13 protein-coding genes are annotated in these 15016 nt (G+C 41.5%); all 13 read left to right on the top strand.

Features of this window, described 5'->3' with window-relative positions:
- Nucleotides 1-20: 20 nt before the first annotated feature.
- Nucleotides 21-752 (top strand): FliA/WhiG family RNA polymerase sigma factor, encoded by a 732-nt coding sequence (locus HNQ82_RS02855; protein ID WP_221260996.1) that lies wholly within the window; start codon nt 21-23, stop codon nt 750-752.
- 40 nt (nt 753-792) lie between these two features.
- Nucleotides 793-1050 (top strand): hypothetical protein, encoded by a 258-nt coding sequence (locus HNQ82_RS02850; RefSeq protein ID WP_183247011.1) that lies wholly within the window; start codon nt 793-795, stop codon nt 1048-1050.
- Between the two features lie 10 nt (nt 1051-1060).
- Nucleotides 1061-1504: a DUF6115 domain-containing protein gene (locus HNQ82_RS02845; RefSeq protein WP_183247009.1), complete on the top strand. Its 444-nt coding sequence runs from the start codon at nt 1061-1063 to the stop codon at nt 1502-1504.
- 139 nt (nt 1505-1643) lie between these two features.
- Nucleotides 1644-2351: a 30S ribosomal protein S2 gene (gene rpsB, locus HNQ82_RS02840; protein WP_183247007.1), complete on the top strand. Its 708-nt coding sequence runs from the start codon at nt 1644-1646 to the stop codon at nt 2349-2351.
- Nucleotides 2352-2481: 130 nt separating this feature from the next.
- Nucleotides 2482-3363, top strand: coding sequence for a translation elongation factor Ts (tsf, locus tag HNQ82_RS02835; RefSeq protein ID WP_032099696.1), 882 nt, complete (start codon nt 2482-2484; stop codon nt 3361-3363).
- Nucleotides 3364-3425: 62 nt separating this feature from the next.
- Nucleotides 3426-4148, top strand: coding sequence for a UMP kinase (gene pyrH / locus HNQ82_RS02830; RefSeq protein WP_004891026.1), 723 nt, complete (start codon nt 3426-3428; stop codon nt 4146-4148).
- Nucleotide 4149: 1 nt separating this feature from the next.
- Nucleotides 4150-4701 carry a ribosome recycling factor gene (gene frr / locus HNQ82_RS02825; RefSeq protein ID WP_035047341.1) on the top strand — a complete coding sequence of 184 codons (552 nt, stop codon included), beginning with the start codon at nt 4150-4152 and terminating at the stop codon, nt 4699-4701.
- A gap of 93 nt (nt 4702-4794) precedes the next feature.
- The gene (gene uppS / locus HNQ82_RS02820) at nt 4795-5559 is read left to right on the top strand and encodes an undecaprenyl pyrophosphate synthase (protein WP_183247005.1); all 765 of its coding nucleotides are present in this window, start codon (nt 4795-4797) and stop codon (nt 5557-5559) included.
- Nucleotides 5560-5565: 6 nt separating this feature from the next.
- Nucleotides 5566-6333: a phosphatidate cytidylyltransferase gene (locus HNQ82_RS02815; RefSeq protein WP_183247003.1), complete on the top strand. Its 768-nt coding sequence runs from the start codon at nt 5566-5568 to the stop codon at nt 6331-6333.
- A gap of 15 nt (nt 6334-6348) precedes the next feature.
- On the top strand, nt 6349-7494 hold the full coding sequence (gene dxr, locus HNQ82_RS02810; RefSeq protein WP_221260995.1) for a 1-deoxy-D-xylulose-5-phosphate reductoisomerase: 1146 nt from the start codon (nt 6349-6351) through the stop codon (nt 7492-7494).
- A 15-nt stretch (nt 7495-7509) separates the two neighbouring features.
- Nucleotides 7510-8766, top strand: coding sequence for an RIP metalloprotease RseP (rseP, locus tag HNQ82_RS02805; protein ID WP_183246999.1), 1257 nt, complete (start codon nt 7510-7512; stop codon nt 8764-8766).
- A 29-nt stretch (nt 8767-8795) separates the two neighbouring features.
- Nucleotides 8796-10490: a proline--tRNA ligase gene (locus HNQ82_RS02800; protein WP_183246996.1), complete on the top strand. Its 1695-nt coding sequence runs from the start codon at nt 8796-8798 to the stop codon at nt 10488-10490.
- Between the two features lie 104 nt (nt 10491-10594).
- Nucleotides 10595-14887: a PolC-type DNA polymerase III gene (locus HNQ82_RS02795; protein WP_183246994.1), complete on the top strand. Its 4293-nt coding sequence runs from the start codon at nt 10595-10597 to the stop codon at nt 14885-14887.
- The last annotated feature ends 129 nt before the right edge of the window (nt 14888-15016 follow it).

Raw genomic sequence — 15016 nt, 5'->3', positions numbered from 1 at the left:
AGCTTAGGGGGGATGATATATTGTGCTGGCAAAAGTGGATTGATGCTCGTGATCGTGAGGCGGGCAATCAACTGATTGAAAAGTATATGCCACTTGTCGATTATCACGTACAACGTATAGCTTCATCCCTTCCGAAAAGCGTAAAAAAAGAAGATTTAAAAAGTTTAGCGTTACTCGGTTTATACGATGCGCTAGAAAAATTCGATCCTTCGCGTGATTTAAAGTTTGACACGTATGCTTCATTTCGTATTCGTGGCGCTATTTTAGATGGTTTGCGCAAAGAAGATTGGCTTCCCCGAAGCGTACGAGAAAAAGCGAAGAAAATTGAAGCGACAATTGAGCAGTTGCAACAACTGCATATGCGTGACGTTAGTGCCAAAGAAGTAGCTCACGCGTTAAATATATCAGAAGATGAAGTATACGCAGTCATGAATGAGCAGTTTTTCGCGAATGTTTTATCGCTTGATGAGCGACCATTTGACGATGACGATGATCAATCATCGTTTACGATACGTGATGAACGATCGCCATCGCCTGAGGAGCACATATTGCGAGAAGAACAAATTGCTCAACTAGCAAACGTCGTACAACAATTGAATGAAAAAGAACAGTTAGTCATTAGTTTGTTTTACAAAGAAGAACTGACGTTTACAGAAATCGGGCATATTATGGGACTGTCGACGTCACGGATTTCTCAAATTCACGCCAAAGCTTTATTTAAAATGCGCAAACTGATTGAGCAAGCGATATGACAGTCCTTCATCAAACAACTTTTATGAAGGAAGTGAAACGATGAGCTTAAAGTTAGTCGAGTTACAAGTAGCGTTGCCGAAAACGCATGAGCTCGGGAAGTGGCAAGAACATATGCAACAGTACGGACAGCTTGCTCAACAACAGCTTGCAACAGAAATGAAAAAACAAGACGAGCGTATTCGGCAGCAAGTGACGAAAGCCGAACAAAGCGAACGTTCCAAATGGAAAAAGCAATCTGAGAAGAAAGAAAAAAACAAACACCCTTACAAAGGAACGCATATTGATTTTACCGGATAAGAGGGATGATATGACAACGTTTTTATGGTTTGTTAGCTTCGTGTTGCATGGTATTTCTCTCTTTCTTATCATCCTTTTATCTTTAAAATGGATGAAAATTAAAGAGACGGAAAGAGAGCAAGCGGAGCTTATTCGCGAAATGGAAACGATGATGACAACATATTTAATGCAGTTCAAAGAAGAAAACGAACGATTTGTTAAACAAATTACATCATCGACTATTCGCCAACATTCTCGTTCATTGCGAAAAGAACAAATGTCTCCTCCAGTTGAGCATGTTGTTGACCGCATCGAGTTATCGTCAACTGCGCCAAAGGAAGAGCAATCGCTCGAGTCGCTTGTCTCAGAAGCATTAAAACTTCAACAACAAGGAAAAACAATTGATGAGATTGCGAAGACGCTCAAACGTGGCAAAACAGAAATGGAGCTTTTGCTTAAATTTCACCAAAAGTAGTTGAATGTGCTTTTTAATTATGATATAGTTCTATTTGGTGTGAATACACACGCTCATCGATTTAAGCAACGGTGCTGCCTTGCAGTCTTGCTTAAAAATGACGTGAGCGGAGGAAAAAAACCGTATAGGAGGATGAAAGATGTCTGTCATTTCAATGAAACAATTGCTTGAAGCAGGGGTTCACTTCGGGCATCAAACACGTCGCTGGAACCCGAAAATGAAAAAGTACATTTTCACTGAACGCAATGGTATTTATATCATTGACTTACAAAAAACAGTGAAAAAAGTAGAAGAAGCGTATAACTTCGTCAAAGAACTTGCGGAAAACGGTGGTAAAATTTTATTCGTTGGTACGAAAAAACAAGCGCAAGATTCTGTGAAAGAAGAAGCAGAACGCTCTGGCATGTTCTACGTGAACCAACGTTGGTTAGGTGGAACGTTAACAAACTTTTCAACTATTCAAAAACGCATTAAACGCTTAAAAGAAATCGAAAGAATGGCTGAAGATGGCACATTCGATGTATTGCCTAAAAAAGAAGTGGTAAAACTAAAGAAAGAGTTAGAGCGTCTTGAAAAGTTTTTAGGCGGTATTAAAGAAATGAAAGAATTGCCAGATGCATTATTTGTCATCGACCCACGCAAAGAGCGCATTGCCGTTGCAGAAGCTCGTAAATTAAACATTCCGATCATCGGAATTGTGGATACAAACTGTGATCCAGACGAAATCGACTACGTCATTCCTGCGAACGACGATGCGATTCGCGCTGTGAAACTTCTTACATCTAAAATTGCTGATGCGATTTTAGAAGCAAAACAAGGCGAAGAAGCCGTTGTCACAGCTGAGTAAGCATGTGAAAGGTGATAAGAGGGGGGAGCCTTTTATCACCTTTTTTTAAGAAAATCGGGCATAATAAGCATACGAACCGTTTCGGTTTGTGTACATACGATTTGGCACATAAAAAAGGAGGATGTTTAATATGGCAATTACTGCTCAAATGGTAAAAGAATTGCGCGAAAAAACAGGCGCAGGAATGATGGACTGCAAAAAAGCGTTAACAGAAACAAACGGTGATATGGAAAAAGCGATCGACTGGCTTCGTGAAAAAGGAATGGCGAAGGCCGCGAAAAAAGCAGATCGCATTGCGGCTGAAGGAACAACATTAATTGAAGTTGACGGAAATACAGCTGTCATTTTAGAAGTAAACTCTGAAACAGACTTCGTTGCGAAAAACGAAGGGTTTAAAACATTAGTAAAAGAATTAGCAGATCATTTATTAAAACATAAGCCTGCAACAGTAGAAGAAGCGTTGCAACAAAAAATGGACAACGGTGCGACAGTAGAAGAACATATCAACGCAGCGATCGCTAAAATTGGCGAAAAAATTACGTTACGTCGCTTTGCAGTTGTAGAAAAAGATAATAATGCAGCGTTCGGTGCATATTTACACATGGGTGGTCGCATTGCCGTATTAACAGTATTAGAAGGTACAACAAATAGCGACATTGCAAAAGATGTAGCGATGCACATTGCTGCGATTAATCCAAAATACGTCTCTCGCGATGAAGTATCCGCGGAAGAAATCGCTCGTGAGCGCGAAGTGTTAAAACAACAAGCATTGAATGAAGGAAAACCAGAAAATATCGTTGAAAAAATGGTTGAAGGCCGCTTAGGCAAATTCTTTGAAGACATTTGCTTACTTGAGCAAAGCTTTGTAAAAAATCCAGACGTCAAAGTACGCCAATTTGTAGAATCTAATGGTGCAACTGTAAAAAGCTTCATCCGTTACGAAGTAGGCGAAGGTATTGAAAAGCGTCAAGATAACTTCGCTGAAGAAGTTATGAGCCAAGTTCGTAAGTAATGAATACAAATAGGGAACACATATGTGTTCCCTATTTTTAGAGAACGGTATGGAGGTTTACAATGAAAAGCCCAAAATATAAACGTGTCGTTTTAAAATTAAGCGGTGAAGCGTTAGCTGGTGATCAAGGATTTGGCATTAATCCGTCTGTCATTAAATCCATTGCGCAACAAGTAAAAGAGGTAGCAGAACTTGGAGTTGAAGTGGCGGTCGTTGTTGGCGGTGGGAATATTTGGCGCGGTAAAATCGGCAGTGAAATGGGAATGGATCGTGCCACAGCCGATTATATGGGCATGCTAGCAACAGTAATGAACTCGCTTGCTTTGCAAGACAGCCTAGAGCAACTTGGTGTGCAAACGCGCGTGCAAACGTCTATTGAAATGCGCCAAGTGGCAGAGCCTTACATTCGTCGAAGAGCGATTCGTCACTTAGAGAAAAAACGTGTCGTCATTTTTGCAGCAGGAACAGGGAATCCGTACTTCTCGACAGATACGACAGCCGCGCTTCGTGCTGCAGAAATTGAAGCGGATGTCATTTTAATGGCGAAAAACAACGTAGATGGTGTATATAGCGCTGATCCAAAAGTAGACAAAAATGCAGTAAAGTACGATGAACTATCCTACTTAGATGTAATCAAACAAGGATTAGGTGTCATGGATTCCACCGCTTCATCGCTATGTATGGATAACGATATTCCACTTATTGTTTTCTCCATTATGGAAGAAGGAAATATTAAACGTGCCGTATTAGGCGAAAATATTGGAACAATTGTAAGGGGGAAATAAGATGCAAGTATTAACGAACGCGAAAGAAAAAATGGATAAAGCAGTTCAAGCTTTTTCGCGTGAACTCGCAACGATTCGCGCAGGTCGTGCAAATCCAGCGTTACTAGAAAAAATTACAGTAGATTACTACGGCATGCCGACACCAATTATTCAGTTAGCAGGCATTCAAGTGCCAGAAGCGCGCCTTCTTGTTATTCAGCCGTATGACAAATCTGTATTGAAGGAAATTGAAAAAGCTATTTTAGCATCTGATTTAGGATTAACGCCTTCAAACGACGGTTCAGTCATTCGTATTTCCATTCCGCCACTAACGGAAGAGCGCCGTCGTGAGCTTGTAAAGTTAGTAAAAAAATATGCTGAAGAAGCGAAAGTCGCTGTGCGCAACATTCGTCGCGATGCAAACGATGAGTTGAAAAAGCTAGAGAAAAATGGCGAAATTACAGAAGACGAGTTGCGTGGCTATACAGAAGACATTCAAAAATTAACAGACGATCATATCGCAAAAATTGATGTGATCACGAAAGAAAAAGAGAAAGAAGTAATGGAAGTATAAGTCCCTCTATGTTTATAGAGGGTTTTTTGTTATAATTACGAAATAGGGCGCACAGCCTAATCACGTTGGATCAAAGCTGGAGGACACGCGCTTATGTTTGAAAAGATGAAAAGATGGAAAAACAAAGAAGAAGGATATGAGAAAGAAACAATTTTACAAGGACCGATTCCTGCGCATGTGGCAATCATCATGGACGGGAACGGACGATGGGCGAAAAAACGCGCGTTGCCACGTATGGCTGGACATTATGAGGGCATGCAAACGGTACGGAAAATCACGCGCTTTGCGAACGAACTCGGTGTGAACGTGTTAACGTTATACGCTTTTTCAACAGAAAATTGGAAACGACCGAAAACGGAAGTCGATTATTTAATGCAGTTGCCTGAGCAGTTTTTGAACACATTTTTGCCAGAGTTAATCGCAGAAAACGTACAAGTACGCGTCATGGGACATAAAGATCAACTACCTTTACATACGTTACGTGCAGTCGATAAAGCAATCGAAGAGACAAAACAAAATACGGGCTTAATTTTAAATTTTGCGTTAAACTACGGAAGTCGTGCGGAAATTGTGTATGCCGTTCAAAAGCTTGTTGATGATGTGCAAAATGGAACGATTCAAGCAAGTGATGTGAATGAAGAGATGTTCCATTCATATTTAATGACAAACGATTTACCAGATCCCGATTTACTCATTCGCACAAGCGGAGAGATTCGTTTAAGTAATTTCATGCTTTGGCAATTGGCTTATACAGAATTTTGGTTTACAGACGTATTATGGCCAGACTTCACAGAACAACATTTTTTACAGGCGGTACATGAATTTCAACAACGAAGCCGCCGGTTTGGAGGCGTATAATTTCGTATGAAACAAAGAATTGTGACAGCAGTGATTGCAGCTTCAGTCTTTTTACCGATCGTCATATATGGCAGATGGCCATTTTTAGTGTTAACGTATATACTAGCTACGGTTGGCTTATTTGAACTTATTCGCATGAAACGCATATCGCTTTTTTCGTTTCCGAGCATTGTTAGTTTTCTTGCATTATGGCTCTTTTTATATCCATATGAACATATGATAAATATATGGATTCTCGTCGTTGGGCTCTTTTTGTTGCTCATTTATACGGTGATATCAAAAAATGCATTTACATTTGATGATGTAGCATTTATGATTGTCGCTGTCTTATATGTAGGGGTTGGTTTTTATTCTTTTGTTCAAGTGCGTGAAGCCGGTTTGTCGTACATTTTTTATGCGCTTTTTTTAATTTGGGCAACGGATAGCGGAGCGTACTTTGTTGGTCGTGCGTTCGGAAAACGAAAGCTATGGGAGCATATTAGCCCAAACAAAACAGTGGAAGGTGCTATTGGTGGGGTTTTGTGTGCCCTTGTTGTCGTGAGCGTGTATGAGTGGCTATCGCCATTTGCGCCGTCTTTCCTCATGTTACTCATTGCGACAGTCATTTTATCCGTTTTCGGACAGCTTGGTGATTTAGTGGAATCGGCATTTAAACGTCACTATGGAGTAAAGGATTCAGGAGCTATTTTGCCAGGACATGGTGGCATTTTAGATCGCTTCGATAGTTTGTTATTTGTTTTGCCAATTTTGCATTTGTTTTACCTTATTGCGTAAAAAGGAGTGGGGCTTTTGCGAGCAATTAGTTTATTAGGAGCGACGGGCTCAATCGGCATGCAAACGTTAGATGTGATTCGCGCCCATCCCGATGCGTTTCGTCTCGTCGCTTTTTCCGCTGGGCGAAATATAGAGCAAGCTCGACATATTATTGAACAATTTTCACCGAAAGTCGTATGTGTTGCTCAAAAAGAAGATGCACATATGCTACAAAGCGAATATATAGGGCGAGTGCGCATCGTTTCCGGTGAAGATGGTCTCGTTGAAGTAGCGACGGTTCAAGAAGCAGACATTGTCGTCAATGCGGTTGTCGGAAGCGTTGGATTAGTGCCTACGTTACGAGCGATTGAGGCGAAAAAAACGATTGCGTTAGCAAATAAAGAAACGTTAGTTACCGCAGGTCATCTTGTCATGAAACACGCTGCTGACTACGGCGTAACCATTTTGCCTGTCGATAGTGAGCATTCTGCTATCTTTCAATGCTTGCAAGGAGAGCGACAAAAAAATATTGAGTGTATTATTTTAACGGCATCTGGTGGTAGTTTTCGCGATCGGACTCGCGAACAACTACAACACGTCACAGTGGAAGAAGCGTTGAAACACCCGAATTGGTCGATGGGAGCAAAAATTACAATTGATTCTGCAACGATGATGAACAAAGGACTCGAAGTTATCGAAGCACACTGGTTATTCCAATTACCGTATGAACAAATTGACGTTCTTTTGCATAAAGAAAGTATTATTCATTCGATGGTACAATTTCATGATGGAAGTGTCATTGCTCAACTCGGAACGCCAGATATGCGCGTACCGATTCAATATGCATTAACATATCCTGACCGTTTTCCGCTACATATTGAGCGACTGAACTTAGCACAAGTAGCCACGTTGCATTTTCAAAAAGTGGACATGAACCGGTTTCGTTGTTTACAATTTGCTTATGAAGCTGGAAAGATAGGCGGAACGATGCCAACGGTATTAAACGCCGCCAATGAAGAAGCGGTGGCGGCCTTTTTAGCTGGACGAATATCGTTTCTAGCGATTGAACAATGCATTGAAAAAGCGATGGAGCGACACGTACCGATTGCTCATCCGAACCTTGAGACGATTCGTGCAGTCGATCTTGAAACGAGACGATATGTAAAATCACTACACATGTAAAAGGTGGTTGAAACTTTGGAGACGGTTATTGCTTTTCTTATTATTTTTGGTGCGCTTGTGTTTTTTCATGAATTAGGCCACTTTATTTTCGCTAAGCGGGCAGGTATTTTATGCCGCGAGTTTGCAATTGGATTTGGTCCAAAAGTGTTTTCGATGAAAAAAGGGGAAACGACGTACACCATTCGCCTACTTCCACTTGGCGGTTTTGTGCGCATGGCTGGCGAAGACCCTGAGATGATTGACGTTAAGCGCGGGCAAGTTGTCGGTTTATTGTTTCATTCAGACGGTAAAGTGAAGAAAGTAATCGTCAATCATAAAGATGAATATGAAGATGCGAAAATCATTGAGGTGGAGCGTGCAGACTTTGAACATGAGCTATATATTGAAGGTTACGAGAATGAGGATGATCGTTTACAACGCTTTGAGCTAAGCGATCCAGCGTACATCGTTATTGATCGCGAAGAAGTACAAATAGCACCGTACGATCGTCAATTCGGTTCAAAAACGCTCGGACAGCGGGCAATGGCTATTTTCGCTGGTCCGCTAATGAATTTCATCTTAGCGCTTGTCATCTTTATTGTTATTGGGCTATTACAAGGTTACCCTGTCGATAAACCGATTGTTGGTGAATTGACAGAAGACGGTGCTGCGCGTCAAGCAGGATTGAAACAAGGTGATATTGTCATTTCGATTGACGGACAGCCGATGTCTTCATGGACAGATGTTGTTACAATGATTCGAAAAAGCCCAGAAAAACCGCTCCAATTTCAAGTGAAGCGCAACGGCCAAATGATCGATCTCACTGTTACACCAGAAAAGAAAACGATAGAAGGGGAGACGATCGGGCTGATCGGTGTATATGGACCGATGGAAAAATCGGTTGTTGGGGCGATCAAACAAGGAGCGCTAGAAACGTACTATTGGACAAAAGAAATTATCGTTGGTCTAGGTCATTTATTGACGGGGAAATTTTCATTTGATATGCTATCTGGACCTGTTGGCATTGCCGTTTCCACACATAAAGTCGCTCAATCTGGCGTGTATTACTTAATGAAATGGGGAGCTATTTTAAGCATTAACCTAGGGATTATCAACTTACTTCCGCTTCCGGCACTTGATGGGGGACGCTTAACGTTTTTTGCGATTGAGGCGTTGCGTGGAAAGCCAATTGATCGCCAAAAAGAAGGAATTGTGCATTTTATCGGTTTTGCCCTTCTCATGTTGCTTATGCTTGTTGTTACGTGGAATGATATTCAAAAATTTTTCCTATAAATCAATGAAGTAAGAGGTGCTAAAAAAAGATGAAACAAAGTATGTCGTTTATTCCTACATTGCGTGAAGTGCCAGCAGATGCAGAAATTAAAAGTCATCAACTGCTGCTTCGCGCTGGTTTCATTCGCCAAAACGCGAGTGGAGTATATAGCTTTTTACCACTTGGTAAACGTGTATTACAAAAAATTGAAGCGATCATTCGTGAAGAAATGGATCGTGCAGGTGCTATCGAACTGTTCATGCCAGCGCTACAACAAGCAGAGCTATGGCAAGAGTCAGGCCGCTGGTATTCATATGGACCAGAATTAATGCGTTTAAAAGATCGCCATGATCGCGACTTTGCGCTCGGTGCAACACATGAAGAAGTCATTACGGCACTTGTTCGCGATGAAGTGAAATCGTACAAACGTTTGCCACTTACGCTTTACCAAATTCAAACAAAGTTTCGTGATGAAAAACGCCCGCGTTTCGGTTTGCTTCGTGGCCGTGAGTTTATTATGAAAGATGCGTATTCGTTCCATGCTTCACAGGAAAGTTTAGATGAAGTATACAATAAAATGTACGAAGCTTATGCCAATGTGTTCCGTCGTTGCGGATTAAATTTCCGCGCTGTCATTGCCGATTCTGGCGCCATGGGCGGAAAAGATACACATGAATTTATGGTTTTATCCGATGTCGGAGAAGATACAATTGCATACTCAGATTGTTCTGATTATGCAGCGAATATCGAAATGGCGCCAGTCATTACGACGTATGAGCGAAGCGATGAACCGCATGCCCCGCTTGAAAAAGTGCATACACCGGAACAACGTTCGATTGAAGAAGTAAGTCAATTTCTGCAAGTACCAAAAGAAAAATGTATCAAGTCGTTATTATTTAAAGTAGACGATCGCTATGTACTTGTTCTTGTACGTGGCGACCATGAAGTGAATGATGTGAAAGTAAAAAATATATTAGAAGCAACGGTTGTGGAATTAGCAACGCCAGAAGAAACAAAACAAGTGATGAACTGTGAAGTTGGTTCGCTTGGTCCAATTGGTGTGAGCGACGACGTACTTGTTTTAGCGGATCATGCAGTAAAAGCGATTGTCAACGGTGTATGCGGAGCCAATGAAGCACACTATCATTATAAAGGGGTTAACCCAGATCGTGATTTTGTTGCGCAATATGCGGACGTTCGTTTCATTCAAGAAGGGGATCCGTCGCCAGATGGAAAAGGAACGATTCGTTTTGCGCGCGGCATTGAAGTTGGTCACGTATTTAAACTAGGAACACGTTATAGCGAAGCGATGAATGCAACGTATTTAGATGAAAATGGACGCATGCAACCGATGATTATGGGATGTTACGGCATCGGTGTATCTCGTACGCTTGCAGCCATCGCTGAACAATATAACGATGAGCATGGGCTCATTTGGCCAACAGCTGTTGCCCCGTTCCATGTGCATCTTATTTCTGTCAATCCAAAAGTGGACGAGCAACGAAAACTTGCAGACGAGTGGTACATCCGTTTGCAACAAGAAGGGTTTGAAGTGTTGTATGATGATCGTGCCGAGCGCCCAGGTGTGAAATTCGCTGACAGCGATTTAATCGGTTTACCTGTACGCGTCACGATTGGAAAGCGGGTAAGCGAAGGAATAGTTGAAGTAAAAGTTCGCAAAACAGGCGAAACAGAAGAAGTACATGTGTCGCAATTAGTTGAAACGTTGCGCCGTTACTTATAAGCGATAAGAGGGGTCTTCCCCTCTTTCTGTCGTCTATCACCCCCAAACGATGGAGAAATAAAGAAAGGGAGGTGCACCGTTACATCTTTTTGTAACGAACAACGATGAGAGAAGAACAAAAAGAAAGATTTTCTATTTTGTTGCAACAGCTACAACTGTCTTCGTCTAATATCGCGAATGACTTAGCACATGGACAGATTAACAAAGTAGTTGTCGATAAAAGAACGAAATGTTGGCATTTTTATTTTCAATTTCCAGCGATTTTACGGGCGGATGTATATGCGGAATTTCGTAAACGATTAATCGAACAGTTTCGTCACATCGCTCATGTGCAATGCACGATTGAAGCGGAAGATCAAACGTTTACCGACGAAGACGTCATATCGTATTGGCCGATGTTTGTGGAAACGATTCAACAAAGCTCGCCTCTTCTTTCACTAATGACACAGCAGCAACCGCACGTCAAAGGAACGAAAGTAATTGTCCAAGCACGCAATGAAGCAGAAGCGATTGCTTTAAAAAAGCGATTTGCAGAAATATTTGCTGAGACGTACGCTTCGTTTGGCTTCCCATATTTACAATTAGAAGCAGACGTGAAACACGATGAACAACAGTTTGAACAATTTTTAGCACAAAAACAAAAAGAAGATGAGGAGCGGGCGCTAGCTGCTTTTATCGAAGCGATGCCGAAACAAGAACAGGCTAACGTAACCGAAGAAAGTGGTCCGCTTGTGATTGGCTATCAAATTAAAGATGAGGAACATATTCGTTCGCTCGATCAAATTGTAGAAGAAGAACGTCGTGTCGTTGTGCAAGGATACGTGTTTGATGCTGAAGCAAAAGAACTAAAAAGCGGACGAACGTTATTGACGTTAAAAATGACAGATTATACAAACTCTATTCTTGTAAAAATGTTTTCACGCGATAAAGAAGATGCAGAATTGATGCAACGTGTAAAAAAAGGTATGTGGGTGAAAGTGCGCGGCAGCGTACAAAACGACACATTCGTTCGCGATCTTGTGCTTATTGCAAATGACTTAAATGAAGTGAAACCAAAAGAGCGTCAAGATACAGCCGAAGAAAAGCGTGTAGAATTGCACGTTCACACACAAATGAGTCAAATGGATGCGGTTGCTTCGATTACAACGCTCGTCGAACAAGCAAAAAAATGGGGACATGAAGCAATTGCCGTTACGGATCATGCTGTTGTTCAATCGTTTCCAGAAGCGTATAGTGCAGGAAAAAAATACGGTGTAAAAATTTTATATGGACTAGAGGCAAATATTGTCGATGATGGCGTACCGATTGCTTATAATGAAGCGCATCGCCGGCTCATGGACGATACGTTTGTCGTATTTGACGTGGAAACGACAGGGCTTTCCGCTGTATATGACACGATCATTGAGTTAGCAGCAGTAAAAGTGAAAAACGGAGAAATTATCGACCGTTTTGAATCGTTTGCTAACCCGCATCATCCGCTTTCAGCGACGACAATTGAACTAACGAAGATTACAGATGATATGTTAAAGGACGCACCAGACGTTGAAGAAGTATTGGAAAAGTTTTACCATTGGGTCGACGATTGTGTGCTTGTTGCTCATAATGCGACGTTTGATATTGGTTTTTTAAATGCAGGATTTAAAAAAATCAATCGTGGCAAAGTAACAAATCCGGTCATTGATACATTAGAGCTTGCTCGCTACCTATATCCCGAGCTAAAAAACCATCGCTTAAATACGCTTTGTAAAAAGTTTAATATTGAATTAACCCAACACCATCGTGCTATTTATGATGCAGAAGCGACAGGGTATTTGCTTATTCATTTATTAAAAGAACTTGATGAAAAAGGAATCCAATATCTTGATCAGCTAAACGAAGCATCAAAAGAGCAAGGAGCGTTTCAACGATCTCGCCCGTTTCATGCTACGTTGCTTGTACAAAATGAAGTCGGGTTAAAAAATTTATTTAAGCTCGTATCATTTTCACACGTGAACTATTTTTATCGCGTTCCACGCATTCCTCGTTCAGTGTTACAACAACATCGCGAAGGTATTTTAGTCGGATCAGGGTGCGATAAAGGTGAGTTATTTGAGGCGATGATGCAAAAAGGAATCGAAGAAGCAGAGGCAATTGCCCCGTTTTATGATTTCCTTGAAGTGCATCCGCCAGAGGTATACACCCCGCTTATTGAAATGGAATATGTACGCGATGAAGAAGCGCTAAAAGAAATTATTACAAACATTGTGCAGCTTGGCGAACGGCTCGGCATTCCGGTTGTCGCCACAGGAAACGTGCATTATATGAACCAAGAAGATAAAATTTATCGCAAAATTTTAATTCACTCACAATCTGGTGGTAATCCGTTAAATCGTCATGAACTCCCAAATGTTCACTTCCGTACAACAAACGAAATGTTAGAAGCATTTTCGTTTCTCGGTGAACAAAAAGCAAAAGAAATTGTTATCACAAATACAAGAAAAATTGCCGATCTCATTGGAGACGTGAAACCAATTAAAGATGAGTTATACACACCGAGAATTGAAGGAGCAGACGAAGAAATTCGTCGAATGAGTTACGAACGGGCGAAGAGCATTTATGGTGATCCACTTCCAGACATCGTTGAAAAACGGTTAGAAAAAGAATTGAAGAGCATCATTGGTCACGGCTTTGCGGTCATTTATTTAATCTCTCATAAACTCGTAAAAAAATCGCTTGATGACGGTTATCTTGTCGGTTCGCGCGGTTCAGTTGGCTCATCATTTGTTGCGACGATGACCGAGATCACAGAGGTGAATCCGCTCCCACCGCATTACGTTTGCCCGAACTGTAAACATTCCGAGTTTTTCGATGATGGTTCGGTCGGCTCCGGATTTGACTTACCAGATAAAGACTGTCCAAAATGTGGTACGCGGTATAATAAAGATGGTCACGATATTCCGTTCGAGACGTTTTTAGGGTTTAAAGGCGATAAAGTTCCAGATATTGACTTAAACTTTTCAGGCGAGTATCAACCGCGGGCGCATAACTATACGAAAGTGCTATTTGGCGAAGATAACGTATATCGTGCTGGAACGATTGGTACTGTTGCTGACAAAACGGCGTACGGATTTGTCAAAGGGTATATAAGTGATAAAAACCTTCATGTACGTGCAGCAGAAATAGATCGTTTAGCAGCCGGATGTACGGGAGTGAAACGAACGACAGGGCAACATCCAGGAGGCATTATCGTTGTTCCAGATTACATGGATATTTATGATTTTACGCCGATTCAATATCCAGCTGACGATATAGAAGCGGAATGGCGGACGACGCACTTTGATTTCCACTCTATTCACGACAATTTATTAAAACTCGATATTCTCGGACACGATGATCCGACAGTCATCCGGATGTTACAAGATTTAAGTGGAATTGATCCAAAGACGATTCCGACCGATGATCCCGAAGTGATGAAAATTTTTAGTAGTACGGAGTCGCTTGGGGTGACACCTGAACAAATTATGTGTAATACAGGAACGCTCGGTATCCCAGAGTTTGGCACGCGCTTCGTTCGCCAAATGTTAGAAGAAACAAAGCCAAAAACGTTTTCAGAGCTTGTGCAAATTTCAGGCTTATCGCACGGGACGGACGTTTGGCTCGGCAATGCGCAAGAGCTTATTCAAAGCGGAACGTGTACGCTATCAGAAGTAATCGGCTGTCGCGACGACATTATGGTGTATTTAATTTACCGTGGTTTAGAGCCGTCATTAGCATTTAAAATTATGGAGTCCGTTCGTAAAGGAAAAGGATTGACGCCAGAATTTGAAGAAGAAATGCGCAAACATGATGTGCCAGAATGGTATATCGAATCATGTAAAAAAATTAAATACATGTTCCCGAAAGCGCACGCAGCGGCCTATGTTCTTATGGCGGTACGCATTGCGTACTTTAAAGTACATCACCCGCTTCTTTATTACGCATCGTACTTTACCGTACGTGCAGAAGACTTTGATTTAGACGCCATGATTCAAGGATCTGCGGCGATTCGTAAACGCATTGAGGAAATTCAGTCAAAAGGGCTTGATGCGTCTACGAAAGAGAAAAACTTGTTAACCGTACTTGAAATCGCGCTAGAAATGTGCGAACGAGGCTTTTCATTTAAAAATATTGATTTGTACCGTTCACAAGCAACGGAGTTCATTATTGACGGCAATTCGCTTATTCCACCGTTTAATGCGATTCCGGGACTTGGGACAAACGTTGCCCTCAGCATTGTGCGTGCTCGTGAGGAAGGCGAGTTTTTATCGAAAGAAGATTTACAACAACGTGGCAAAGTATCGAAAACGATTTTAGAATATCTTGAAAGTCGGGGTTGTTTACAGTCGCTACCCGATCACAATCAATTGTCGCTATTTTGAATGAGTTGCAATTTTTTTGCCAATATGTTATAGTTCTAGTGGAAATGGTAAAGATAATGCACACAAAGAGTGGGGAGACCCACTCTTTCGTATTGATTTGAGATTCCTTGCCGTTGCAAGGGATTTTCT

This window comes from Anoxybacillus tengchongensis, from assembly GCF_014201585.1.
Lineage (GTDB): Bacteria > Bacillota > Bacilli > Bacillales > Anoxybacillaceae > Anoxybacillus > Anoxybacillus tengchongensis.
Note: the sequence above shows the minus strand (reverse complement) of the source record. Positions and strands in the feature narration are given on the sequence as shown.